The sequence below is a fragment of the Arthrobacter sp. Marseille-P9274 genome, from assembly GCF_946892675.1.
Lineage (GTDB): Bacteria > Actinomycetota > Actinomycetes > Actinomycetales > Micrococcaceae > Crystallibacter.
This window is the reverse complement of sequence record NZ_CAMPOV010000001.1, coordinates 977,001-999,810: the sequence shown is the minus strand read 5'-3', so window position 1 is coordinate 999,810 and position 22,810 is coordinate 977,001. Positions and strand designations below refer to the sequence as shown.

Annotated in this window: 23 protein-coding genes and 1 tRNA gene; 9 read left to right on the top strand and 15 right to left on the bottom strand. The window is 66.6% G+C overall.

The window, feature by feature from the left end:
- Nucleotides 1–103: 103 nt before the first annotated feature.
- Entirely contained in the window at nt 104–583 is a 480-nt protein-coding gene (locus OC550_RS04510; protein ID WP_262104099.1) for an Lrp/AsnC family transcriptional regulator, read from the top strand.
- A 115-nt stretch (nt 584–698) separates the two neighbouring features.
- Entirely contained in the window at nt 699–1,790 is a 1,092-nt protein-coding gene (gene ald / locus OC550_RS04505) for an alanine dehydrogenase (protein ID WP_262104098.1), read from the top strand.
- Between the two features lie 114 nt (nt 1,791–1,904).
- Here the strand turns inward: ald and OC550_RS04500 are convergent, their stop codons facing one another.
- Together OC550_RS04500 and OC550_RS04495 are read right to left on the bottom strand one after the other, a co-directional pair.
- The gene (locus tag OC550_RS04500) at nt 1,905–3,521 is read right to left on the bottom strand and encodes a cation acetate symporter (RefSeq protein WP_262106251.1); all 1,617 of its coding nucleotides are present in this window, start codon (nt 3,519–3,521) and stop codon (nt 1,905–1,907) included.
- On the bottom strand, nt 3,521–3,889 hold the full coding sequence (locus OC550_RS04495) for a DUF485 domain-containing protein (protein ID WP_262104097.1): 369 nt from the start codon (nt 3,887–3,889) through the stop codon (nt 3,521–3,523). The genes OC550_RS04500 and OC550_RS04495 overlap by 1 nt, the downstream gene beginning before the upstream one ends.
- Before the next feature lie 149 nt (nt 3,890–4,038).
- Between OC550_RS04495 and OC550_RS04490 the strand changes: the two genes are divergently transcribed.
- The 4 genes from OC550_RS04490 to OC550_RS04475 all read left to right on the top strand — a co-directional run bounded on the left by OC550_RS04490 (nt 4,039) and on the right by OC550_RS04475 (nt 7,963).
- Complete coding sequence (locus OC550_RS04490) at nt 4,039–5,238, top strand: histidine kinase (protein WP_262104096.1); 1,200 nt, start codon at nt 4,039–4,041, stop codon at nt 5,236–5,238.
- 90 nt (nt 5,239–5,328) lie between these two features.
- Nucleotides 5,329–6,048 (top strand): LytTR family DNA-binding domain-containing protein, encoded by a 720-nt coding sequence (locus OC550_RS04485; protein WP_262104095.1) that lies wholly within the window; start codon nt 5,329–5,331, stop codon nt 6,046–6,048.
- Nucleotides 6,045–6,470 carry a hypothetical protein gene (locus tag OC550_RS04480; RefSeq protein WP_262104094.1) on the top strand — a complete coding sequence of 142 codons (426 nt, stop codon included), beginning with the start codon at nt 6,045–6,047 and terminating at the stop codon, nt 6,468–6,470. The genes OC550_RS04485 and OC550_RS04480 overlap by 4 nt, the downstream gene beginning before the upstream one ends.
- A complete protein-coding gene (locus tag OC550_RS04475) occupies nt 6,467–7,963 on the top strand; it encodes a cation acetate symporter (protein ID WP_262104093.1) in 1,497 nt (498 codons plus the stop codon). The genes OC550_RS04480 and OC550_RS04475 overlap by 4 nt, the downstream gene beginning before the upstream one ends.
- Here the strand turns inward: OC550_RS04475 and OC550_RS04470 are convergent.
- From OC550_RS04470 to rpsB, 6 genes are all read right to left on the bottom strand, one after another.
- Complete coding sequence (locus OC550_RS04470) at nt 7,960–8,565, bottom strand: DivIVA domain-containing protein (protein WP_262104092.1); 606 nt, start codon at nt 8,563–8,565, stop codon at nt 7,960–7,962. The genes OC550_RS04475 and OC550_RS04470 overlap by 4 nt on opposite strands.
- A gap of 140 nt (nt 8,566–8,705) precedes the next feature.
- A complete protein-coding gene (locus OC550_RS04465; protein ID WP_262104091.1) occupies nt 8,706–9,629 on the bottom strand; it encodes a phosphatidate cytidylyltransferase in 924 nt (307 codons plus the stop codon).
- Entirely contained in the window at nt 9,629–10,186 is a 558-nt protein-coding gene (gene frr / locus OC550_RS04460; RefSeq protein ID WP_262104090.1) for a ribosome recycling factor, read from the bottom strand. The genes OC550_RS04465 and frr overlap by 1 nt, the downstream gene beginning before the upstream one ends.
- A gap of 84 nt (nt 10,187–10,270) precedes the next feature.
- Entirely contained in the window at nt 10,271–11,020 is a 750-nt protein-coding gene (gene pyrH / locus OC550_RS04455; RefSeq protein ID WP_262104089.1) for a UMP kinase, read from the bottom strand.
- A gap of 159 nt (nt 11,021–11,179) precedes the next feature.
- A complete protein-coding gene (tsf, locus tag OC550_RS04450) occupies nt 11,180–12,019 on the bottom strand; it encodes a translation elongation factor Ts (protein WP_262104088.1) in 840 nt (279 codons plus the stop codon).
- Between the two features lie 123 nt (nt 12,020–12,142).
- Nucleotides 12,143–13,021: a 30S ribosomal protein S2 gene (rpsB, locus tag OC550_RS04445; RefSeq protein ID WP_262104087.1), complete on the bottom strand. Its 879-nt coding sequence runs from the start codon at nt 13,019–13,021 to the stop codon at nt 12,143–12,145.
- 437 nt (nt 13,022–13,458) lie between these two features.
- Between rpsB and OC550_RS04440 the strand changes: the two genes are divergently transcribed.
- Nucleotides 13,459–13,989 (top strand): M23 family metallopeptidase, encoded by a 531-nt coding sequence (locus OC550_RS04440; RefSeq protein WP_262104086.1) that lies wholly within the window; start codon nt 13,459–13,461, stop codon nt 13,987–13,989.
- Between the two features lie 11 nt (nt 13,990–14,000).
- Here the strand turns inward: OC550_RS04440 and OC550_RS04435 are convergent, their stop codons facing one another.
- Both OC550_RS04435 and OC550_RS04430 read right to left on the bottom strand, forming a co-directional pair.
- On the bottom strand, nt 14,001–15,191 hold the full coding sequence (locus OC550_RS04435) for an acyl-CoA dehydrogenase family protein (protein WP_262104085.1): 1,191 nt from the start codon (nt 15,189–15,191) through the stop codon (nt 14,001–14,003).
- A gap of 226 nt (nt 15,192–15,417) precedes the next feature.
- Nucleotides 15,418–15,777 (bottom strand): hypothetical protein, encoded by a 360-nt coding sequence (locus OC550_RS04430; protein WP_262104084.1) that lies wholly within the window; start codon nt 15,775–15,777, stop codon nt 15,418–15,420.
- Nucleotides 15,778–16,904: 1,127 nt separating this feature from the next.
- Here OC550_RS04430 and OC550_RS04425 point away from each other — a divergent pair.
- Nucleotides 16,905–17,138 carry a hypothetical protein gene (locus OC550_RS04425; RefSeq protein ID WP_262104083.1) on the top strand — a complete coding sequence of 78 codons (234 nt, stop codon included), beginning with the start codon at nt 16,905–16,907 and terminating at the stop codon, nt 17,136–17,138.
- 65 nt (nt 17,139–17,203) lie between these two features.
- On the opposite strand, the gene OC550_RS04420 is transcribed toward OC550_RS04425, so the two are convergent.
- The 5 genes from OC550_RS04420 to OC550_RS04400 form a co-directional block, all read right to left on the bottom strand.
- Nucleotides 17,204–17,277: transfer RNA gene (locus OC550_RS04420), tRNA-Ile, on the bottom strand.
- 103 nt (nt 17,278–17,380) lie between these two features.
- Nucleotides 17,381–18,604, bottom strand: a complete 1,224-nt coding sequence (locus OC550_RS04415) for a glycosyltransferase (protein ID WP_262106250.1) — start codon at nt 18,602–18,604, stop codon at nt 17,381–17,383.
- Nucleotides 18,605–18,634: 30 nt separating this feature from the next.
- Nucleotides 18,635–19,552, bottom strand: coding sequence for a DMT family transporter (locus OC550_RS04410; RefSeq protein ID WP_262104082.1), 918 nt, complete (start codon nt 19,550–19,552; stop codon nt 18,635–18,637).
- 48 nt (nt 19,553–19,600) lie between these two features.
- Nucleotides 19,601–20,242, bottom strand: a complete 642-nt coding sequence (locus tag OC550_RS04405; protein ID WP_262104081.1) for a CDP-alcohol phosphatidyltransferase family protein — start codon at nt 20,240–20,242, stop codon at nt 19,601–19,603.
- 76 nt (nt 20,243–20,318) lie between these two features.
- The gene (locus OC550_RS04400) at nt 20,319–21,122 is read right to left on the bottom strand and encodes a phage holin family protein (protein ID WP_262104080.1); all 804 of its coding nucleotides are present in this window, start codon (nt 21,120–21,122) and stop codon (nt 20,319–20,321) included.
- Nucleotides 21,123–21,337: 215 nt separating this feature from the next.
- Here OC550_RS04400 and OC550_RS04395 point away from each other — a divergent pair, with 215 nt between their 5' ends.
- Nucleotides 21,338–22,759: a GH1 family beta-glucosidase gene (locus OC550_RS04395; RefSeq protein WP_262104079.1), complete on the top strand. Its 1,422-nt coding sequence runs from the start codon at nt 21,338–21,340 to the stop codon at nt 22,757–22,759.
- The last annotated feature ends 51 nt before the right edge of the window (nt 22,760–22,810 follow it).

Genomic DNA, 22,810 nt, shown 5'->3' with positions numbered 1-22,810 from the left:
AGTTGTGACGATACTCACATGGGGCATCAAGCGCAATCACCCTCGCCGCGTCTGCGCATAATGCTCTGCCGGAGCGGGTTTGATCGTGCTAACGTTTCGCACTATGCGGACCTTGGACGCCACTGACATCCGATTGCTGACGGCTCTGTCGCGGGACGCCCGCAGCACCGTCGTCGCCCTCGCGCAGCAGTTGGGGCTATCCCGCAACACCGTGCAGGCCCGGCTTTCCCAGCTCGAGGCCAGGGACGTGTTCCTGACGTTCGAGCGCCGGATCAGTCCGGCCGCTTTGGGCTACCCGCTGATGGCGTTCATCCACATCCATGTGCAGCAGCGCAAACTGGAGCAGATCACCGCGGAGCTGGCGCTGATTCCCGAGCTGCTGGAGGCCTACGGTGTGACAGGCAATGCGGACATCCTGGCCCAGGTGGTCTCGCGCAGCGCCGAGGACCTGTTCCGGATCAACAGCCAGGTGCTCGCCATCGACGGCGTGGAGCGCACCGACACCTCCCTAGCCATGCATGAGCTGGTCCCATTCCGCGTCAGCCCGCTGCTGCACCGGGCCGAAGTCCCTCCGGTCGGCTGACTACTGCACAGCCGTGCGGTTCGGGAGTAGGCTCGGGGCACGACGGCCCGCGCACCAGCCGCCAGCAGGAGTACGACGGCGGCCCGTGGGCCCCAGGTGCGAAGGAGTCAGTGCCATGCAGATCGGCGTTCCCCGCGAAGTCAAGAACAACGAGTTCCGGGTGGCGATCACCCCTGCCGGCGTCAATGAGCTCATCCTGGCCGGCCATTCCGTCACGGTGGAATCCGGGGCCGGCCTCGGCTCCTCGATCACCGACGAGGACTACATGGCGGCGGGAGCCCGGATCGCCACCTCCGCGGACGAGACCTGGTCGGAGTCCGAACTCGTCCTGAAGGTGAAGGAGCCTGTGGCGGAGGAATACCACCGGCTCCGCCCGGACCTGACCCTCTTCACGTACCTGCATCTGGCCGCTGACGCCCAGCTGACCGCGCAGCTGTGCGAACAGCGGGTGACCGCGGTGGCCTACGAGACCGTCCAGCTGCCGGACCGCACGCTCCCGCTGCTAGCACCAATGTCCGAGGTCGCCGGGCGGCTGGCACCCCAGGTCGGAGCCCAGACCCTGCTCAAGCCGCAGGGCGGCCGCGGCGTGCTCATGGGCGGCGTGCCGGGCACGCACGCCGCCAACGTCGTCGTGATCGGCGCGGGCGTGGCTGGGACCAACGCCGTCTCGATGGCGGTCGGCATGCGGGCCAACGTCACCGTGTTGGACACGAACGTGCGCCGGCTCCAGCAGCTCGACGAGCTGTACCAGGGGCGGGTGAACACCATCGCGAGCAACGCGTGGGAGCTGGAGACGGCGGTCCTGCAGGCGGACCTGGTGATCGGCGCCGTCCTGGTCCCCGGGGCGAAGGCGCCAAAGCTCATCACCAATGAACTCGTCTCGCGCATGCGGCCGGGCGCCGTCCTGGTCGACATCTCGATCGACCAGGGCGGCTGCTTCGAAGACTCCCGCCCGACCACGCACGCGGATCCCACGTTTCCCGTGCATGACACCGTCTTCTACTGTGTCGCCAACATGCCCGGCGCCGTCCCGCGGACCTCGACCTACGGGCTGACCAACGCCACGCTGCCCTACGTCAGGGCGATCGCCGAGGAGGGCGTGGACGGCGCCACCCGGCGGCTGCCCGAACTCCTGCTCGGCGTCAACACCCGGGACGGCCACATCGTCTCCGAACCGGTCAAGCTCGCCCACCCCCAGCTGGCCTGACCCCGGAACCCTTCCGCAGCCGCCGGGACGACGGCGGGCGGGCCCGGAATGCTCCGGACCCGCCCGTGGTCTATCCGGCTCCGGCCGCTGGAACGGCCGCCGGCGCTGTGAGGCCTAGTGGTCGACCGCCTTCTCGGCACCTACGCCGGTGAGCGAACGGACTTCCATCTCGGCCTGCTTCGCCGGGTCCTCGACCGTCTTGTCCAGCACGGTGCCGAGCCATCCGAGGAAGAACGCCAGCGGGATGGAGACGATGCCCGGGTTCTTCAGCGGGAACCAGGCGAAGTCGGCGCTGGGGATCATGGACGTTTCGGCCCCGGAGACCACCGGGGAGAAGACGATCAGGACGACGGCGGCGGCGAGGCCTCCGTACATCGACCACACGGCACCCCGGGTGGAGAACTTCTTCCAGAACAGGGAGTAGATGATCGTCGGCAGGTTCGCCGAGGCCGCGACCGCGAAGGCCAGCGCCACGAGGAACGCCACATTCTGCCCCTGGGCGCCGATGCCGCCGAGGATCGACAGGACGCCGATGACCACGACGGTGCGGCGTGCCACCTTGACCTCGCCGTCCGCGTCGACCTTGCCCTTGCGGACCACGTTGGCGTAGATGTCGTGGGCGAAGGACGCCGCGGCCGTGATCGTCAGGCCGGCGACGACGGCCAGGATGGTGGCGAACGCCACGGCGGAGATCACGCCCAGCAGCAGCGGGCCGCCGAGGTGGAAGGCCAGCAGCGGGGCCGCGGAGTTCACGCCGCCCGGCGCCGCATTGATGGCCTCGGGGCCGATCAGCGCGCCGGCGCCGTAGCCGAGCACCAGGGTGAACAGGTAGAACGCGCCGATCAGCCAGATGGCCCAGACCACCGAGCGGCGGGCCTCCTTCGCCGTCGGGACGGTGTAGAAGCGCATCAGCACGTGGGGCAGGGCCGCGGTGCCGAGCACCAGCGCCAGGGCCAGCGAGATGAAGTCGAACTTGGACGTTCCGCTCACGCCGTACTGGAGTCCCGGGTTGAGGATCTCGGGGTTGCCGGCCGTCGCAGCGGCGTCGCCGAGCAGTGCGGAGAAGTTGAACCCGTACAAGGCCAGCACCCAGATGGTCATGACGAACGCGCCGGCGATCAGCAGGCAGGCCTTGATGATCTGAACCCAGGTGGTGCCCTTCATGCCGCCCACCAGGACGTACAGGATCATCAGGGCGCCGACGACGGTGATCACGATGGACTGGCCAAGCCGGTCGTCGATGCCGAGCAGCAGGGAGACCAGCGCACCGGCGCCGGCCATCTGGGCCAGGAGGTAGAAGAAGCAGACGGCCAACGTCGTCGTCGCCGCGGCGATCCGCACCGGACGCTGCTTCAACCGGAAGGACAGCACATCCGCCATGGTGAACTTGCCGGTATTGCGCAGCAATTCGGCCACCAGCAGCAGCGCCACCAGCCACGCCACCAGGAAGCCGATCGAGTAGAGGAAGCCGTCATAGCCGTTGATGGCGATCGCCCCGACGATGCCGAGGAAGGATGCGGCGGAGAGGTAGTCGCCGGCGATGGCGGTGCCGTTCTGCGGGCCGGTAAAGGACCGCCCGGCGGCGTAGTAGTCCGCCGCAGTCTTGTTGTTCCGGCTGGCCCGGAGCACGATCACCATGGTGATGGCCACGAACAGGCCGAAGATCGTCATGTTCAGCCACGGCTCGCCCACCTGCGTGGTCTCCTGCGTGACGGTGGTGAGCGGAAGCATCACTTGGTTCCTCCTGCCGGGGGCTGCGCGGTGGACTCCAGGTCATGCCGAATACCGGCGGCGATGGGGTCCAGCTTCTTATTGGCGTAGCTGACATACCACATGGTGATCGCGAAGGTGCTCACGAACTGGAGCAGGCCCAGGACCAGGCCGACGTTGATATTGCCCACGAGCTTGATGGACATGAAGCCGTGCGCATAATCGGCCAGCAGCACGTACAGGAAGTACCACAGCAGGAATGCGATGGCCATCGGGAAAACGAAACTGCGGTGACGGTGACGGAGCTCCTTGAACTCGGGCCGCTGCTGGACTTCCTGGAAGTCCACGGCGGCCGTCGGGTCGGCCTCCGGGGTGGGATGTTGTCCCATGTCTGCCTCCTTGTGAGGGTGTGTGACAGGGATCACTCTCCTACACGGCCGCGCGTGCTGTCCTGCCCTTCGCGGGTACGATCGCCGAACGGCAATTGCGCTGCGACGAATGGCGGCCCGTTGCGCCGAACTGCCGTTAGGGTGAAGGCATGGTCAGCCCGGCGGTCGATATTGCGCTCATCGCGGCGATCGCCATTATTACCGTGGCGGTCGTCTCGTTGGTCGGCTTCAAGCTCAGCCGGTCCAGCCGGGAACTGGGTTCGGAGGCGGAACTGGCCACGTACAACACTCTGCACACGGCAGGGCTGGCGGGTCCGCACCTGCGCAGGGGCCTGACGCCGGACGGGGCGGCCAAGGCTGCGGGTTATCTTCGCGGGATGCTGGACAGCAGCCGGCTGGTGATCACCGACGAGGCCGGCGTGCTGGCGTGGGACCCGCAGACGGAGGACCGTGACGCGGACGCCATGGTGCTCGCGGCCAAGGTGCTGGAGTCCGGGCGCACCCAGGTATATCGCCGGCCCCCGGAAACGCCGTCGGACGGCGCAGCGGAGGGGTTCGCGGCGGAGGCGGTCTTCTCCCCCATCCGGGTCCAGGAGCGCGTGGTGGGAACCATCGGCGCCTACAGCGGCCAGGTGCGGCCGTCGCTGGTCCGCGCCACGAACGAGGTGGCCGCCTGGGTCGCCACGCAGATCGAGCTGGCCGAGCTCGATGCTTCCCGGACACTGCTGATGGAGGCCGAGGTCCGCGCGCTGCGCGCCCAGATCAGCCCGCACTTCATCTACAACTCGCTCAACGCGATCGCCTCCTACATCCTCACGGATCCGGTCCGCGCCCGCGAACTGGTGATCGAGTTCGCGGACTTTACCCGCTACTCGTTCCGCCGCCACGGGGACTTCACCACTGTCGCGGAGGAACTCCGGTCGATCGACCGCTACCTACTGCTCGAGCGTGCCCGGTTCGGCGACCGGCTCAATGTCAGCCTGCAGATCGGTCCCGAAGTGCTCAGCACCGTCATTCCGTTCCTGTCCCTGCAGCCGCTGGTCGAGAACGCCGTCCGCCACGGACTGGAGGCCCGGGAAGGTCCCGGCCATATCACCATCACCGGGCGGGACGACGGCGAGTATGCGGTCTTAGGTATCGAGGACGACGGCGTGGGCATGGACCCGGAGCGACTGCGCCAGATGCTCGCCGGGCACACGGCCGGCGACCACGTGGGCCTGCGCAACGTCGATTCCCGGCTGCGCCAGGTCTACGGGGACGACCACGGCCTGGTCATCGAGACCGCGCCCGGTGCCGGGACGCTGATCACGATGCGGATCCCGAAGTTCCAGCCCGGCCACGAAGTGTGAGCAGGACCGGCGCGCAAGGCCGTGCAGGAGGCCGGACCGGGCGGGGGCCGGCCAAGCTTCCCCGGCCGGAGGACTCAGTAGACTGTCCCCATGGTCAACGTTGTCATCGCCGATGATGAACTCCCCGCCGTCGAAGCCCTCGCCTACCTCCTTGCCAGGGATCCGCGAATCGGCAGGATCCACAAGGCGACCAGCGGCGCGGAAGCACTGCGGGCGCTGGAGAACCACGACGTTGACGCGATGTTCCTGGACATCCACATGCCGGCCCTGACCGGCCTCGACATCGCCAGGGTGATTTCGCGCTTCAGCCGGCCGCCCGCCGTCGTTTTTGTCACGGCTGACGAAGACCAGGCCCTGGAGGCCTTCAACCTGGCCGCGGTGGACTACCTGCTGAAGCCGGTGCGCGCCGAACGGCTCGCCGAATCGGTCCGGCGGGTCTGCGAGCTGATGGAAGACGGCGCGGCCCAGCCGGAAGTGATCACGGTGGACCAGGGCGGCATCACGAAGATGATCAGGCGGGACGAGATCAAGTTCGTCCAGGCCCAGGGCGATTATGCCCGGCTGCACACCGCCGAGGGCAGCTACCTGATCCGGGTGCCGCTGAACGACCTGGAACGCCAGTGGGCCGATGCCGGCTACCTGCGGATCCATCGCTCCTACCTGGTGTCGGTCGGCGCGATCCAGCAGATGCGCACCACCGACGGACGGACCAGCGTACTGGTGGACGGTGCCGAGCTCCCGGTCAGCCGGCGCAGCCTGCCCGCGGTCCGCGACCGGCTGGAGGCGAACCGCGTCAGGCCGGGCGGATGAGCCAGGAGCCCCAGCGCCGCCCGCCGGCGCGGGTCCGCGTCACCGCTCCCCGCACCCGGGCAGCCGCTGCCCGGAGCCGCTACAGCGTCTCGCGCGAACTGGCGGAGCAGTCCGAACTCGGCGAGATGTTCATCCGCTCGCTGATGCGTTCCCAACTCCGGCTCGCCCTGGTCGTGGCGGGCGGGTTCGGGCTGATCCTGCTCGGCGTGCCCGTGCTGATGCTGGTCTTCCCCAGCGTCAACGGCATGAGCGTCTTCACCGTGCCGCTGCCGTGGCTGCTGCTCGGCGCGGGTGTCTACCCCGTCATCTTCGTCTGCGCGGTCCTCTACAACCGGGCGGCGGCGCGCAACGAGGACCGCTTCCGGCAGCTGGTCGACGACGACCGCGGCTCCCGGCCGGCCTGGTCGGCGGAGCCGGAATGACCCCGGCGGTACTGGTCGGGCTCGCCACGGTCTGCGCGGCCACGGTGCTGATCAGCGTCTACGGGCTGCGGATTTCCAGGACCACCGGAGATTTCTACGTCGCGTCCAGGACGGTGCGTCCGTGGTGGAATGCGTCGGCGATCGGTGGCGAGTACCTGTCCGCCGCCAGCTTCCTCGGCGTCGCCGGGCTCATCCTCGTTTCCGGCATCGACGCGCTCTGGTTCCCGATCGGCTACACGGCCGGCTACCTGATGCTGCTGCTGTTCGTTGCGGCACCCCTGCGCCGCTCCGGCGCCTACACCCTCCCGGACTTCGCCGCGGCCAGGCTCGACTCGCGTCCGGCGCGGCGGGTGACCAGCGTCCTGGTGGTCACCATTGGCTGGCTGTACATCGTGCCGCAGCTGCACGGCGCCGCCCTGACCGTACGCATCACAACCGGGCTGCCCGCGTGGGTGGGCGCCGCCGTCGTTGCCGTGGTGGTGGTGGTGACCGTAATGGCCGGCGGGATGCGCTCTATCACGTTCGTCCAGGCCTTCCAGTACTGGCTGAAGCTGACCGCACTGGTGGTGCCGGCCGTCTTTGTGCTGCTCACGCTCGGTGCCCAGGGCGCGCCGATCACCGACGGCGGGGCGGCGTTCCACCAGGACCTGGACGTCACCGAGGCGGCCTCGCTCTACCGCAACGTTTCGCTGATCATCGCACTGCTGTTCGGCACCCTCGGGCTGCCGCACGTCCTGGTCCGCTTCTACACCAATCCGGACGGGCAGGCCGCGCGGCGGACCACGGTAATTGTGCTGGGACTGCTCTCGCTCTTCTACCTCTTCCCCACAATCTTCGGGGTGCTCGGGCGGATCTATACGCCCGACCTTGCGGTGGGCGGCCAGGCCGACGCCACGGTGCTGCTGCTCCCGCAGCGGGTGCTCGGATCGACCGCCGGCGACCTGCTGGCCGCGCTGGTCGTCGGCGGCGCTTTCGCCGCATTCCTGTCGACGACGTCGGGGCTGGTGGTATCGCTGGCCGGGGTGGTCAGCCAGGATCTCTTCCACGGCAGCGTCAAGGGATTCCGCTTGGCCGCCGTCCTCTCCGCTGCGGTTCCCCTGATCGTCGCCCTGGCCACCGATTCAAGGGCGCTGGCCGGCAGCATCGGCACGGTCTTCGCGTTTACGGCCTCCACGATCTGCCCGATGCTGCTGCTGGGCATCTGGTGGCACGGACTGACGGCGGCCGGCGCCATCGCCGGCATGGCCGCCGGCGCGGCGGTGTGCGGTTCGGCGATCGTCGCCGCGGCGGTCGGCGGTGAAGCGCTCGGCCCGTTCGCGGAACTGCTGGCGCAGCCCGCCGCCTGGAGCGTGCCGCTGGCGTTCGCCGTCATGGTCCTGGTGTCGAAGCTGACGGCTTCCCGCCGGCCCGCGACCGTCAGCCGCGTCATGGCCCGGCTGCACTCGCCGGAACGATCGGACACCGGCTGGCGGCCAGCGGGACCGCAGGCCTAGTCGATCGCCGCCATCAGCTCGACCGCGCGGTCCAGGAAGGCGTCCACCTGGGCCTCTTCGTAGCCCTCTTCGCCTTTGGCCTCGCGGAACACCGCCCGGCGGACCACGTCAACGCTCAGCGGCTGGTCCTTCTCCAGGTACCCCAGCAGTTCTTCGCAGAGGGCGTCCACGTCATCAACGTTGTAGCTCGGTGCGTTGCGCTTGGTCGGCCGGCGGAAGCGTTCCCCCGATCCCCGGTGCAGGCGGGCACGCAGCACGGCGGAAACCCGGCCGATCTGTCCCAGCCAGGCCTCCTCGCCCTCGGCGTCGATCAGGGCATCGCGCTCACGCTGGGCGAAGACGTCCTCCAGCCGGTCCAGGGCGGCGTCGACGGCCCCCGGATCGTATCCGCCGCGTGCCGGTTCGAAGGTCATTGCCCGGACGTCGCGGCTGGTGATCCGGCCGCCGTCGGCTTCGTGGGAATTGAAGTGCTCCCGTGCACGGGCCAGGAATTGATCCACTTGGCGGACGTTGTAGCCGAGTTCGCGGCGTCCCACCCGCTCAAAGGGCCCCGTCTCCCTGTTCCCATCACTTGCTAGTCGCGCCATGGTCAGCTGGAGCATCCCCCTTCAAGAGCGGCTTCGGTCGCCGCGGTCCAAGCTTGGTCCGGCCCTGCTGCCAGACTCATCAGATAATAGTTTAAACGGCCATTCCGCCGCACGTGCCGCTCAGCACCGTGACACCTGGTGGCCGGCGGCCGGGATCACATGATGGCGCCGGGCGCCAGCAGCACGGCCAGTACGTAGGCCACCGGCGAGGCGAAGACAATGGAATCAAGCCGGTCCATCACGCCGCCGTGTCCCGGCAGTATGTTGCTCATGTCCTTGATGCCCAGTTCCCGTTTGACCATGGACTCGGCCAAGTCGCCGGCGGTGGAGGCCGCGACCGTTGCGATGGCCAGCACGAGACCGAACCACCATTGCAGGTCCAGGATGAAGACCGAGCAGAGCACGCCCACTACGACGGCGCCGCCCACCGATCCGGCGAAGCCCTCCCAGGACTTCTTCGGGCTTATCTTCGGAGCCATCGGATGCTTCCCGAACAGCACCCCGACGAGGTAGCCGAACGTATCGTTGGCCACGACGAGCAGCAGCATCGTGGCGATTTTGAGCGCCCCGTCCTGCTCGTCGAGGAGCAGCAGCGCGAAGCTAATGAACAGCGGCACCCAGCAAAGGATGAACACCCCGGCCATGATTCGCCGCACCGCGTCCCGCGCCGTATCCAGGCACTGGTAGACCATGATGGCCACCGTCGTCCCCACCAGCGCGAAGGCCTGCGCCTCAGGCCCGCCGTAGTAGGCCGCGAAGGGCATGGCCACCGCGCCCGCATACAGCGGGGGCTTGGGCACATGGATGTCCTTGACGGCCAGCGCCCGGGATACCTCCCACACGCCGATGACGCAGAAACCGGCTACCAGTGCCACGAAGGCATCCGGCAGGAAGAACAATCCGACCAGGACCGTGACCAGCAGCGTCAGGCCCACGGCGATGGCGGCGGGGAGATTGCGGCCTGCGCGGGACGGCTGCCCGGTAGCCCGCTTCCGGCGGCGCCGGGCCGCCCGCACGCCGGCACCAGCCTCGGAAGCCGGCTGACCGCCAGCCCGGGTTGAAGGCTGGTCCGTATCCATCAGACTTCGAGCAGCTCTGCTTCTTTGCGCTTGAGCAGCTCGTCCACGTTGTCAGTGTGGGACTTCGTCTTCGCGTCCAGGTCCTTTTCGGCGCGGGAGCCCTCGTCCTCCCCGATGTCGCCGTCCTTGACCAGCTTGCCGATGGTGTCCATCGCCCGGCGGCGGATGTTGCGGATCGAGACCTTCGCGTCCTCGGCCTTGCCGCGGACCACCTTGACGTACTCCTTGCGCCGTTCCTCGGTCAGCTCCGGCAGGACGACCCGGATGACGTTGCCGTCGTTGGCCGGGTTGGCTCCGATATCGGAGTCGCGCAGGGCCTTCTCGATGTCATTCAGCGCCGACTTGTCGTACGGAGTGATGAGCAGGGTGCGGGCTTCCGGGTTCTGGAAGGACGCGAGCTGCTGCAGCGGGGTCGGGGTGCCGTAGTAGTCCACCGTGACCTTGGAGAACAGTGCCGGGTTCGCGCGGCCCGTCCGGACGGTCGCGAAGTCTTCCTTGGCCACTTCAACGGCCTTGTCCATCTTCTCGACAGCCTCGTGCAATGTTTCCTGAATCACGGTCTCTCCTTAGACATTCTGTGCCCGCCTCGCGGCGGCAGGGGCTCTGCTATCCATCCTAGGCCATGCTCCGCGGCCCTTCGGCTAAGCGGAAACTGCCGTCCCGATCTTCTCGCCGAGGATGGCACGCGTAACGTTGCCTTCACCCTCCATGCCGAAGACGACCATGGACAGCTTGTAGTCCTTGCAGAGGCTGAAGGCGGTCTGGTCCATGACCCGGATGTTCCGCCGCATGGCGTCGTCGTAGGTCAGCGTGTCGAGCTTCTGCGCCTGCGGGTCCTTCTTCGGATCGGCCGTGTAGACCCCGTCCACCCCGTTCTTCGCCATGAGTACGACGTCGGCATGCACTTCCAGCGCGCGCTGGGCTGCGACGGTGTCAGTGGAGAAATAGGGCAAACCGGCGCCAGCGCCGAAGATCACGACGCGGCCCTTCTCCATGTGGCGGATGGCGCGGCGCGGAATGTAGGCCTCGGCCACCTGGCCCATGGTGATCGCGCTCTGGACGCGGGTGTCCACGCCCGCCTGCTCGAGGAAATCCTGCAGAGCCAGGCAGTTCATCACTGTGCCGAGCATGCCCATGTAGTCGGCGCGGGAACGGTCCATGCCCGACTGGGAGAGTTCGGCACCGCGGAAGAAGTTCCCGCCGCCGACGACGATGGCGACTTCGACCTCTCCGACGGTCGCAGCGATCTGCTTGGCGATCCCCCGCACCGTATCGGGGTCGACGCCGAGCTTGCCGCCGCCAAAGACCTCACCGGAGAGCTTGAGCAGGACCCGCCGCCTCTTGGGAAGAACCTCGGGGTGCTTGGTTTCGGTTACGGTCTGGGATTCCATCGTGCCTCCCGGGCGTGCTTTGGTTCGACAGTTTTAGCTGGGTTCGTTGACGGTTTCGGGCAGGAAAAAGGGGCGGCCACCGCTGGTGACCACCCCCTCCTCGCTGGTCGGATCAGTGCCTGTTGGCGCTGGATCCTCTAGATGCTATCCGCGATGCTATCAGGCACCCACGCGGAAACGCGCGAAAGCGGTTGCGTTGGCGCCGGCCTGCTCGAGGACCTTGCCGACAGAGACCTTCGGGTCCTTGGCAAACGGCTGGTCGAGCAGCACGATCTCCTTGAAGAAGCCGTTCAGCCGGCCTTCGACGATCTTCGGCAGCGCGGCCTCGGGCTTGTTCTCGGCGCGTGCGGTCTCGTCGGCGATGCGGCGCTCGTTCTCGACGGTCTCGGCCGGGACTTCCTCGCGGGTGAGGTAGGTCGGAGCGAAGGCGGCGGTATGGACGGCCACGTCGTGGGCAGCCGCCACGGCGGCGTCACCCTCGGCGTCGACGGCGAACAGCACGCCGACCTGGGCCGGCAGGTCCTTGGACGTCTTGTGCAGGTAAGCATCGACGGTCTTGCCCTCGACGCGGGCCAGGCGGCGGACAACGACCTTCTCGCCCAGCACGGCGCCCTCTTCGACGACGACGTCGTTCAGCGGCTTGCCGTCCACCTGGGCGGCCAGCAGCGATTCCAGATCGGAAGCGCCGGAGTCGACGGCGACGGACAGGACCTTGTCGGCGAGGTCGATGAACTTAGCGGACTTGGCGACAAAGTCGGTCTCGCAGTTGACCTCGACCATGACGCCGACGGTTCCGTCGATGACCTTGGCAGCAACCAGGCCCTCGGCGGTGGAACGGCCTTCGCGCTTGGTGGCGCCCTTCAGGCCCTTGATACGGATAAGCTCCACGGCCTTGTCGGCATCGCCGTTGGCCTCGTCGAGAGCCTTCTTCACATCCATCATGCCGGCGCCGGTGCGCTCGCGCAGAGCCTTGATATCAGCAGCGGTGTAATTCGCCATTTGGACTCCAGTCCCTCCGTAGTAAGTACTAATGCTGTTCCACCAGTGCGGCTGGCCGGGTACCGGCCAGCCGCAGCAGTGGAGACCCGGCAGGCCGCAAACGGCCTGCCGGGGAGATCGGATTTACTTTTCGGTCTCGGCCTCGGCCTCGGCCGGGGCTTCGGCGGATGCTTCGGCCGGTGCGGCCTCGGCAGCCGGAGCCTCCGCAGCCGGAGCCTCGGCGGAAGCGGAACCCTCAAGCAGTTCGCGCTCCCACTCGGCCAGCGGCTCTTCGGTGCCGCCGGCAGCAGCACCGCCACCCGCAGCACGGTTGTTGCGCGCGATCAGACCCTCGGCAACGGCGTCGGCCACAACGCGGGTCAGCAGGTTTACGGAGCGGATGGCGTCGTCGTTGCCCGGGATCGGGAAGTCGACCTCATCCGGGTCGCAGTTGGTGTCGAGGATGGCCACCACGGGGATGTTCAGCTTCTTGGCCTCGTCAACGGCCAGGTGCTCCTTCTTGGTGTCCACGATCCAGACCACGGACGGAGCCTTGGTCAGGTTGCGGATGCCGCCGAGGGTGGTTTCCAGCTTGGTCTTCTCGCGCTGGAGCAGCAGGAGTTCCTTCTTGGTGTGGCTGGAGCCGGCTACATCTTCGAAGTCGATCTCTTCGAGCTCCTTCAGGCGCTGGATGCGCTTGGAGACCGTGGAGAAGTTGGTGAGCATGCCGCCCAGCCAGCGCTGGTTCACGTAGGGCTGGCCAACGCGGGTGGCCTGCTCGGCGATGGCTTCCTGGGCCTGCTTCTTGGTGCCGACGAACAGCACGGTGCCGCCGTGGGCCACGGTGGCCTTGACGAACTCGTAGGCGCGGTCGATGTAGGACAGCGACTGCTGCAGGTCGATGATGTAGATGCCGTTGCGCTCGGTAAAGATGAAGCGCTTCATCTTCGGGTTCCAACGACGGGTCTGGTGGCCAAAGTGAACGCCGCTGTCGAGCAGCTGGCGCATGGTAACGACTGGCATGTCGTCACTCCTTCCGGCAGTATCGGCGCGCTTCGCGCAGGCCATACTGCCTGTAGACGGTTGTCAGCCCGCAGCCCGGTTGGGCGGGGCTCCTGGCACCGGCCAGCCCTGGTCAACGAGGATCAGGGCGCACGTCCGGACCGGCCGAGCCGGACCGCCTGGACATACCCCGATCGGGGAGAATCCCCGGCGGGTAACAGATGCGCGTAGTCAGTTCGTTCTTCATCTCAGATCCGCACTTCGTTTGGACATGACTCATGGAGACAGGAAACTGCTCCGCCTAGTGTACTACAGCGCGAGGGCACCAACCTACGCGGGAAAGCGGCAGGACCGACACCTTCGGCACTACTCCTGCACAGGGCGGCGGCGGTAGCGGTCCGCCCACATTCCGGCACGGGCCGCGCCCATCCGGGGACCCGGTCCGGCAGGATCGGCACATGGCGATTCGTGTAACTGCGTTGCGTGCGGCCGCGCTGCCGCTGCTCGCCGCAGCCCTGGTCCTGCCGGTCCCCGCGGCGGGGACCGGCGCCGATGCGGCCGGGTTTGCACCGGACTGGGACTGGCCCGCAGAACCGGCGCCGGATGTCCTGGCCCCCTTCGATCCGCCGCCGGAGCCGTGGCTCAGCGGGCACCGCGGGGTGGATCTGGCAGCGGCGGATGGAAGCGACGTGCTGGCTCCGGAGGCGGGCCGCGTGAGCTTCGCCGGCACTGTCGTCGACCGCGGAGTCGTCACGATCGACCACGGCAGCGGACTGCGCAGCAGCTTCGAGCCCGTGGACAGCAGCCTGCGGAAGGGCGATCCGGTCGCGGCCGGCGACGTCGTCGGCACCGTATCCGGCACCACCCATTGCTCCCCGGACTGCTTGCATTGGGGCGTCCGGCTGGGCGAGGAGTACGTCAATCCGCTGCAGTTCGTCATCGACCTGCGCCCCTCGGTACTCCTCCCCCGACCCGGGCAGGACAGCTAGGCGGACGGAATCTAGACGAAGGCCGGAATTCCGGTGACGGCGCGCCCGACGACCAGGGAATTGATCTCATGCGTTCCCTCGTAGGAGTAGATGGCCTCCGCGTCGGCAAAGATTTTTGCCATCTCGTAGTCGGTGACGATGCCATTGCCGCCCAGAATGCCGCGTCCCAGCGCCACGCTTTCCCGCATGCGCGCCGTCGTGAACGCCTTGGCGAGTGCGGACTGCTCATCGCGGGCAGTCCCGGCGTCCTCCAGCCGCGCCAACTGCACCATCATCCCCATCGACGCCACGGCGTTGCCGAGGATCTGCACGAGCTGGTCCTGGACGAGCTGGAAGGATGCCAGCGGCCTGCCGAACTGCTGGCGTTCGACGGCGTAGCGCCGGGCCACATCGAATGCCGCCAGCTGCTGTCCGACCGCCTGCCAGGCGACAGCCAGCCGGGTGACCTTCAGGACCTTGTTGGTGTCCTTGAAGCTGTTGGCGCGCTTCAAGTGGTATTCGTCCGGCACGGCAACGTTGTCCAGGACGATGTCGGCGTTCTGCACGGTACGCAGGCTGATCTTGTTCTCGATCCGGGTGGCGGAATAGCCCGGGAGCGTGGTGTCGACGAGGAAGCCCTTGACCTGGTCATCCTGTACGTCGCGGGCGTAGACGACCACCCAGTCGGAGAACGTGGCGTTGCCGATCCAGCGCTTGGCCCCGTTGAGGATCCACTGGCCGCCGTCCCGCCTGGCCGTGGTGCGGGTGCCGCCGGCCACGTCGGATCCACCCAGCGGCTCGGTCAGGCCGAAGGCCCCGATCTTCTTGAGCGCGTAGATGTCCGGCAGCCAGGCCTGCTTCTGTTCCTCCGACGCCAGAGCCTCGATGGAACCGGTGAACAAACCGTCGTGGACCCCCATGAAGGTGGCGATGGAGGTGTCGGCCCGGGTGAACTCGGCGTGGATCATGCCTGCCAGCAGATTGGAGTAGCCCTGCCGCCGGACCGGCGAGACGACGTCCAGTTCGGCCAGCTTGGGAATGATGCCCATGGGAAACTCGGCCCTGTTCCAGCAATCCACCGCGATGGGCCGGACCTCCTTGTCCAGCCATTCGCGCACTTCCCGGAGCCTGTCCCGCTCGGCCGGCTCCAGCTGCCGCTCGAAGCCGAAGAAGTCTCCGTCGGGATAAGGAAGGTTGTTCAGATCGATCGAGGGTCGCCCCATTGCTGCTCCTTGCCGCTCGCCGGCGCCACGGGCGCCGGACCACTAAGTTACCCGCGAGTAACATAGCCGATCCGCGGCAAGACGGCAATGAGCGCCTGCGGGCAGGAAGCGCGCAGGGAAGATCAAATGGCCCCGACGGGTCGTCCCATAGGGGAACCGACGGGGCTTGGACTCGTCGATACAACGCGGTTCACTGCCGCGGGATTCTGGCCATGGCCAGCGTTTTTTACTGTTCTTCTTTATCGTCGAGATAGTCCAGGAGGATCTTCGGCAGCCGCGGGGGCGTCCCGCCCAGACGTTCGATCGTGCTGTTTAGACGGAGAATGTGCGGGAGGTAGATCCGATCCCTGCATTCCAGGCGGTCCACGTGTTGCCGCATGGTTTTCAGCTCTTCCTGCAGCTGGTCGATGAGAGTATATCCGCCGGCGATATGCGCCTCCTCTGTTTGCGACCGCCCGGCATGCCTGGCGTTGACACCAGTGATGATGATGCCGCTGAGGAAGACACCGAGAGCGATGACTAGTTCCATCCACTCAAACATCGCATTTGCCCTCAAGCTCTCCGCCGACGGTGCTGGATCGACCATCTTCGCTGCGCCACGGCACGCAAAAAGCTTCCCGGGGCAAGGCAGACGGCGAGGGTTCAACGCCAGCGGGGCCTGTGGTGGATGACCTGCCGGGGCCGCGTGGCATCTCCAGCCCGGACCGGAGCTTGCGTGCCAGGGAGCCGGCAGAGGCGATGGCTGGATAGGCGGTCATGGCGACAGTTCCTTCCTTGCTACTGGTTGCGGCGGTGTTGAGGTAGGTGTCGAGGACACCGGCGGGGACTGGCACTGAGCCGCGTTTTTCTTGTGATTGCGGCGTGGACGTATTCCATCGCCGATAGTCCGGGGATAGCTTGAGCATCTCCCGCAGGGGCTGGCCATGCTCGAGGATCGTCATCCGGACTGTGCTTCCGCCCCTTAATGCGGATGAGCAGGTCGAGTATCAGCTCCAACCCTGGCAGCAATATTGGGTGTTCGATTTCCCCAGTCGATATGTGTTGCGCAGTCCCATTTTCACCCTATTTGAGTTGGTGGTCAATCCTTTACGCTGGTTTTATCTGGAATTATTGAATTACTCGACTTTAGGGGTTGAATTGGGCTTTTTCGAGTTGAGCATCCGCGTTAGGCTGTCGTTATGTCAGCAGGAAAACCACACGCACCTGGCCCCCTGGCCCGCGCCGTTTCTGCCGAAATCCGCGCGGCCATGGCCCGCCTCCGCCTCTCCCAAATGACTGTCGCCGAAGCCTCGGAAGTGTCGCAGAACTATCTTTCCAAACGGCTCCGGGACGAAATGTCATTCACGCTCACCGACTTGGAACGGCTCTCCCCCGTTCTTCGCATGGCGCCGGAGGACCTTATCAACAAGGCTGTCGATAGCCTCAGCCGCGATGCGGTCGGAGAAGAAGTCGGCACGGGACCTACAGTGGCCCGCAATAAACCGCGTGCAGCGAAGGGACGGTCATCTACGGGATGGAGGACCACCGCTGGATGGACGCCGGGACGCCCTCGGCCGGACTGGTGACAGGCGGGCACCTCCGACAGGAAGCCTGGTTTATTGTTATGCCTTTGTGCTTGGCCCCGACGGCAGCAAGCGCGTTTAATGGTTTCCTCACCTGGCGGGGCCAATGGCCGGGCGGGCGGGTTGGCAACAGAAATATGAGGTTGGGGCCATGTCTGGGATGACACCTGACGATATTCGTGCCCTCCGCGGGGAACTGGAGTTGTTGCGGCAGCTGGAAGAAGTCGAACAGCGAAGGTACTCGCAGACGGGCTCAGCAACGGCGCTCCGACGGTGGCGGCTGTACAGGACGACGGCGGATAGGGTCCGGCACATACTGACCAGCTGGGATTCGGAACGGACCCTGTCCGTGCTCACGGCCGCCATTGCCCTGATTGCGGAGTAACCCGCCCGGTTGGACACCGCAGACCGGGTCGGATTAAATACCGTGCCCGGCCTGCGGCTTTGTCGTAGGGCGACTGGGACTTGAACCCAGGACCAAAGGATTATGAGTCCTCTGCTCTGACCGGCTGAGCTACCGCCCCAAACCGTTGGCTGCCCGCGGTACCGCAGCCCGCGAACAAGTCAACGTAGACATACTAGTGGTTTGGCGAGGCCAAACGCATCCCGGCGCGGCGCGGACCCCGCTCAGGACCTGAAATCTTCGGCTGAAGCCCCGCGGTACAGCTTTTCGAACGTGTCCATCGTCTTATCGATTGCGTGCCGGACGGCCTTGGTATGGCTGGCCCGGCCCATCGCCTGCAGATCCTGCTCAGGCTGCTTGAGCACCAATTCCAGCTTGGCAGCAAGGTCCACGGCGTCGCGCGGGGTGAAGAGGTAGCCGTTGACGCCGTCGTCCACCAGGTGCGGCAGCGCCATGGCGTTGGCCAGGAGTACGGGCTTGCTGGCCGACATCGCCTCCAGCGAGACCAGCGACTGCAGTTCCGCCGTTCCGGGCTGGCAGAAGACCGTGGCCCGCAGGTAGGCGCGGCGCAGTTCGTCGTCGTCGACGTAGCCGAGGAACTTCACTCGTCCGCCAAGGTTCAGTTCGGAGACCTTGGCCTCGAGCTGGGGGCGCACCTCGCCGTCGCCGACGATTTCCGCGTGCACATTTAGGGCCGGGTCGGTCTTGGCCAGGGCCTCGATCAGCACATCCACATGCTTCTCCTGGGCCAGGCGACCGACGAAGAGTACTGTGGGGTGCACCGGCCTGTCGATAACCTCCCCGTCAGCGAGCTCGTAGTGCGCGGAGTCGATTCCGTTGGACAGCGGCAGCACCTTGTCCAGGCGCGCATGATCCTTCATCGCCTTGGCTGCCAAGGGTGTCGGCGTGGTAACGACGGCGGCTTTGCCCATGATCTTGCCCATGTCGCGCCAGGAGTTCCGCGCCACGATGTCGAGGAACCACTGCGGGAACGGCAGGAACGGTTCCAGGTTCTCCGGCATGAAGTGGTTGGTGGCAATGGTGCGGATGCCGCGCCGGACGGCCTCTGCGATGGTGGCCTGGCCGATCATGTAGTGGCACTGGATATGCACGACGTCGGGCTGCACGTCGTCGAAAATCCGCCGGATCTCGGACTTGATCTCCCAGGGGAAGCAAATCCGCCAGTTCTCGTGCGTGGGAACCGAATGCGACCGCAGCCGGTGGACGCGGGCCTCCTGGCGCTCTTCGAGGTAGCTGGCACCCTTGCCGGGGCGGGCCGCGATCACGTGGACTTCGTGGCCCCTCCGGGTCATGGCCTGCGCCAGCCGAAGGCCGAAGACGGCGGCACCGTTGACGTCCGGCAGGTAGGTGTCGGCCGCGATGAGGATCTTCAGCGGCCGCTGCCCCTTGCCGTTTTCCGCCTGTTGCAGAACTCCCTGTTGGGCCATCGCAATGCTGTTCATATGCTCTATTCGTACCTAGGGTTTCCTCGTGGCCGCGGACTGTGCCCGCCGTCGTGCTTCTTCCTGCTTCTGCAAAACGTCAGGATGGTGGCGGGATAGAACGATGACCCCAACAATAGCAACCAACCCCATGCCAACCATGGCAATTGCGATCACGGGTTGGACGTCGGGTCGCAGTTCGCCGAGCAGGAAAATGCCGATGGCGATGCCGACGAGCGGGTCGATGACGGTGAGGCCGGCAATCACCAGGTCCGGCGGCCCGCTCGAATAGGCGCTCTGCACGAACCAGGAGCCGAGCCCCGCGGCCGCAGCAATGGCGATAACGCTGAAGATCGGCACGTTGGCGAGGAACCCGCCGTTGGGATTGAACAGGTTCAGGCCGATGATCCTGACCAGCACGGCAACGAAACCGAACAACATGCCGGCGCCCAGGATGTAGGTGAACGCGTTCAGGCGCCGCCGGAAAGACAGTTCCAGTGTGAGGAATACGGCAATAACGACGGCGAGCAACAGTACCGTCGACAGCTCCTCTGCGGGGGTGACCGGATGGTTTTCACCCGTGACGTTCACGGCCAGCAGCACGAAGCCTGCGCTGCCGGCAACGCAGGCAGTGATGGCCACGACGGTGATGCGGTTGAGCCGGATCCCCTGGTCCTTGGAGTTGACGATTGTCGTGATGACCAGCGCGATCGCGCCGATGGGCTGGACCACGGTGAGCGGCGCGCTCACCAGTGCGAAGACATTCAGGCCCATGCCGACGCCCAACATCAGCAGGCCGAGGACCCACCGCGGATTGCGCAGCATGCGCAGGAGGCCGCCCACCGTCAGTGACAGGCCCCCGGTGTTCGCCTGGACGGCGCTCGCCTGGCGCTGGGTTCCCAGCGCCAGGAAGAAGGCGCCGCACACGGCGCTGAGGATGGCTAGCCAGACCATGCGGTCCTGACTGCGGCCGGTACTCCCGCCGCGCGCCCGGATCCGCGGTCACTCATGGGCCCGGGCTTCCGGAACGTCGCCGCTCCCTTTCAACTGCAGCCGGCGATGCTTGAGCGATGCGGCGCGCATGTACCCCCAGCATGCGGCGATGTGCCCCAGGCAGCCGAGCGCCAGCAACACGTAGGCAAGGATCCGGAGCCACTCGTGCCCCGGTTCCAGTGCCTTATGGAGCAACAGCAGCGGCGTCCCGGCCAGGAGCAGCGCCGTGCGGATCTTGCCGATATTCGTTACGGGGAGGTCCGGGCTGCCCCGGAACAGCACCAGCGTGTAGACCAGCAGGAGGGCATCGGGTATCAGGAGGGCGAGCAGCAGCCACAGCGGCGCGATGCCCGTCGCGAAGAATGTCACGGCGACGACGATCATTGCCAGCCGGTCCGCCAGCGGATCCAGCCATCTGCCAACACTGGAGATCTGGTCGAAGCGCCGGGCGATGTACCCGTCCACCCAGTCGGTTGACCCCAGGACTGCCAGCACAATCGTCGCCTCGAGGTAGGCTTCCCGGACCACGAGCCAGGCGAATAACGGCACCGCCAGGAAGCGCAGGACCGTGATGAGGTTGGGGACGGTCCAGAAGGTGTGGAGCTCGCGGTACTCGTAGTCTTCGCGCGTCCCCGCCCCGATGATCCTCATGCTGCCCCTCCCCTCCCGGCATGCCGCCTGTCCTGCGCGGGCAGGTCAGGCGGGTTCCACAACTGTGATGCGGCCGTTACTTCCGCAGCAACCGCCGCAGCAGGACCGCGAACGTGGCCAGCGAGGCGGCCAAGGCGGCCAGCGGCTTCCACCGCTCCTGCAGGTCATAGGCCGTACCCGCGGAGCCGCTGCTCGCGCTGCGCTTGACGGCGGCGATCCGCAGCTCGGCTGCGTGCCTCGCGCGGGAAGCCGCCGAGGCTGCCTCCGACTTGATCCTCTCAGACTGTGGCTTGACGTCCAGTTTCTGGCCCAGTCCGTCACGGATCCGGGCCAGATGCTCGCGGCGTTCGCCGGCGCGGGCCCGCAGCTCCTCCAACGAGGGAGCCGGTTCCTTCGGGGCCTGGTCCTCCTTCTTGGGCTCTTCCTTCGGCTCAGGCTTCTGGTCGAGAGTGGACGGATCGAAGCTGCGCCCTTCCTTCAGGACGCCAATGTCGTGCTTGATGCCACGGATGGCGTTCTCCGGCAGCAGCGGCATTTCCTTCTTGATCCGCAGGGCCCCGATGAGTCCCAGGATGCCGCCCACGATGAGGAAGAAGGCGGCGAATAGCAACGCGGACAACCACGGGGCAATGGCCTCGCCCAGACCGAGAATCGCGGCAACGAGCAGGGAAATCGCCATGGACGCCAGCAGGAGCAGGGCCCCGGCGAGCAAGCCGGCGGCAACCCCCACCTTGACGCCCTTGCCCTTGAGCTCGGCTACGGCCAATGAAACTTCATCGTTCAGCTGGCGGGGCACCAGGCGGCCGGCCACTTGGACAAGTCCCACCAGCGACGACCTGTCGGCGACCGCAATGGTCCTGTTGTTGTCTACGCGAGTCATGGACCCTGCCTCCATTGCTAGATCGGTAGTGCTCGACTTGCCACAGTCTAAAATTATCATTCGGCGCAGCCGTAACCCGTCAGCCGAAGGAAGTACGTCTGCGCACCCAATCCGTCCATTGCAGCAGGTCACGGGGCCGAAAGCCATGGCCAAAGCGGTCCCGGGCGTTATGCTGGCGGGCAATTGCCCAGCGCAGAGCCCCCGGGGGAAAACGAATGCCCGCACAACTGCAGTTTCCGAACGAGTTCCTTTGGGGCGCGGCCACCGCGTCCTACCAGATCGAGGGCGCGGCAGCAGAGGACGGCAGGCGCGACTCCATTTGGGACACTTTCTGCCGGTTGCCGGGGGCCGTTGCCGGCTCCGACTCAGGGGGCACCGCCTGTGATCACTACCATCGCTACCCCGAGGACATTGCCCTCATGCAGGAGCTGGGGCTGGGCGCCTACCGGTTCTCAACCTCGTGGGCCCGAATCCGGCCGGACGCCGGACCGGTCAATCCCCGGGGCCTGGACTTCTATGCCCGGCTCGTCGACGGGCTGCTCGAGGCCGGCATCACGCCCTGGCTGACGCTCTATCACTGGGACCTGCCGCAGGCCTTGGAGGACCGAGGGGGCTGGGCCAACAGGGACACGTCCTATGCCTTTGCGGAGTATGCGCTGAGCGTGCACGACCGGCTGGGCGATCGGGTTCGGGTATGGACTACGTTGAACGAACCGTGGTGTTCGGCCTTCCTCGGCTACTGTTCCGGCGTCCATGCCCCAGGCAGGCAGTCAAGGCCGGATGCCTTGGCCGCCATGCACCATCTCCTGCTCGGCCACGGACTGGCGACGGCGGCGCTCCGCGAACGGGATCCCGAGGCGGAACTGGGGCTAACGCTCAATCTGACGGTGCCGGACCCGGCGGATCCGGGCGATCCGGTCGACAGGGACGCCGCGCGGCGCATCGACGGGCAGTTCAACCGGGCCTTCCTCGATCCGGTGTTCCGGCAGTCCTATCCGCCGGACTTCCTCGCGGACGTCGCGGAGTATGGGCTGGAACGGCACATCCGCCCGGGAGACCTCGAACTGGTCGGCACCCCTATCGACTTCCTGGGCGTCAACTACTACCACGGTGAAGCCGTGACCGGCCATCGGACCAGCACGCAGTTGCTCGCCCACGGCGCCCCGGTGGAGCGGCCGGCGGCCTCGCCGTACCCGGCCGCCGACGATGTCTCGGTGGTGCCGCGGGGACTTGCAACGACGGCGATGGGCTGGGAGGTCCAGCCGGAGGGACTGTTCCGGCTGCTGATGCGACTGCAGGAGGAGTACGCGGGCCCCGCCGGCACGGCGCTTTACGTCACCGAAAACGGGGCGGCCTATAACGATCGTGTCTCCGCTGACGGTTCGGTTCAGGACCTTGACAGGATTGAATTCATTCGGGCCCACGTGGCCGAGTGCCACCGGGCCATCCAGGCGGGAGCCGATCTGCGGGGCTATTTTGCATGGTCGCTGCTGGACAATTTCGAATGGGCGTGGGGCTACGCCCAGCGCTTCGGGCTTGTCCGCGTGGATTACGACACGTTGGCTCGAACCATCAAGGCCAGCGGGCGGTGGTTCGGCCGGACGGCGGCCGCCAACAGCGTTGCCGAGGGAACCTAGCCTTCGAACTCCTTCAGTGCCGCCAGGCAAAAGAGCCCGTCCTGACGGATC

Coding starts and splice junctions, on each gene's coding strand:
- OC550_RS04510 (WP_262104099.1), top strand. CDS start 104: ATGCGGACCTTGGACGCCACTGACATCCGATTGCTGACGGCTCTGTCG.
- ald (WP_262104098.1), top strand. CDS start 699: ATGCAGATCGGCGTTCCCCGCGAAGTCAAGAACAACGAGTTCCGGGTG.
- OC550_RS04500 (WP_262106251.1), bottom strand. CDS start 3,521: ATGCTTCCGCTCACCACCGTCACGCAGGAGACCACGCAGGTGGGCGAG.
- OC550_RS04495 (WP_262104097.1), bottom strand. CDS start 3,889: ATGGGACAACATCCCACCCCGGAGGCCGACCCGACGGCCGCCGTGGAC.
- OC550_RS04490 (WP_262104096.1), top strand. CDS start 4,039: ATGGTCAGCCCGGCGGTCGATATTGCGCTCATCGCGGCGATCGCCATT.
- OC550_RS04485 (WP_262104095.1), top strand. CDS start 5,329: ATGGTCAACGTTGTCATCGCCGATGATGAACTCCCCGCCGTCGAAGCC.
- OC550_RS04480 (WP_262104094.1), top strand. CDS start 6,045: ATGAGCCAGGAGCCCCAGCGCCGCCCGCCGGCGCGGGTCCGCGTCACC.
- OC550_RS04475 (WP_262104093.1), top strand. CDS start 6,467: ATGACCCCGGCGGTACTGGTCGGGCTCGCCACGGTCTGCGCGGCCACG.
- OC550_RS04470 (WP_262104092.1), bottom strand. CDS start 8,565: ATGCTCCAGCTGACCATGGCGCGACTAGCAAGTGATGGGAACAGGGAG.
- OC550_RS04465 (WP_262104091.1), bottom strand. CDS start 9,629: ATGGATACGGACCAGCCTTCAACCCGGGCTGGCGGTCAGCCGGCTTCC.
- pyrH (WP_262104089.1), bottom strand. CDS start 11,020: ATGGAATCCCAGACCGTAACCGAAACCAAGCACCCCGAGGTTCTTCCC.
- tsf (WP_262104088.1), bottom strand. CDS start 12,019: ATGGCGAATTACACCGCTGCTGATATCAAGGCTCTGCGCGAGCGCACC.
- rpsB (WP_262104087.1), bottom strand. CDS start 13,021: ATGCCAGTCGTTACCATGCGCCAGCTGCTCGACAGCGGCGTTCACTTT.
- OC550_RS04440 (WP_262104086.1), top strand. CDS start 13,459: ATGGCGATTCGTGTAACTGCGTTGCGTGCGGCCGCGCTGCCGCTGCTC.
- OC550_RS04435 (WP_262104085.1), bottom strand. CDS start 15,191: ATGGGGCGACCCTCGATCGATCTGAACAACCTTCCTTATCCCGACGGA.
- OC550_RS04430 (WP_262104084.1), bottom strand. CDS start 15,777: ATGGTCGATCCAGCACCGTCGGCGGAGAGCTTGAGGGCAAATGCGATG.
- OC550_RS04425 (WP_262104083.1), top strand. CDS start 16,905: ATGTCTGGGATGACACCTGACGATATTCGTGCCCTCCGCGGGGAACTG.
- OC550_RS04415 (WP_262106250.1), bottom strand. CDS start 18,604: ATGGCCCAACAGGGAGTTCTGCAACAGGCGGAAAACGGCAAGGGGCAG.
- OC550_RS04410 (WP_262104082.1), bottom strand. CDS start 19,552: ATGGTCTGGCTAGCCATCCTCAGCGCCGTGTGCGGCGCCTTCTTCCTG.
- OC550_RS04405 (WP_262104081.1), bottom strand. CDS start 20,242: ATGAGGATCATCGGGGCGGGGACGCGCGAAGACTACGAGTACCGCGAG.
- OC550_RS04400 (WP_262104080.1), bottom strand. CDS start 21,122: ATGACTCGCGTAGACAACAACAGGACCATTGCGGTCGCCGACAGGTCG.
- OC550_RS04395 (WP_262104079.1), top strand. CDS start 21,338: ATGCCCGCACAACTGCAGTTTCCGAACGAGTTCCTTTGGGGCGCGGCC.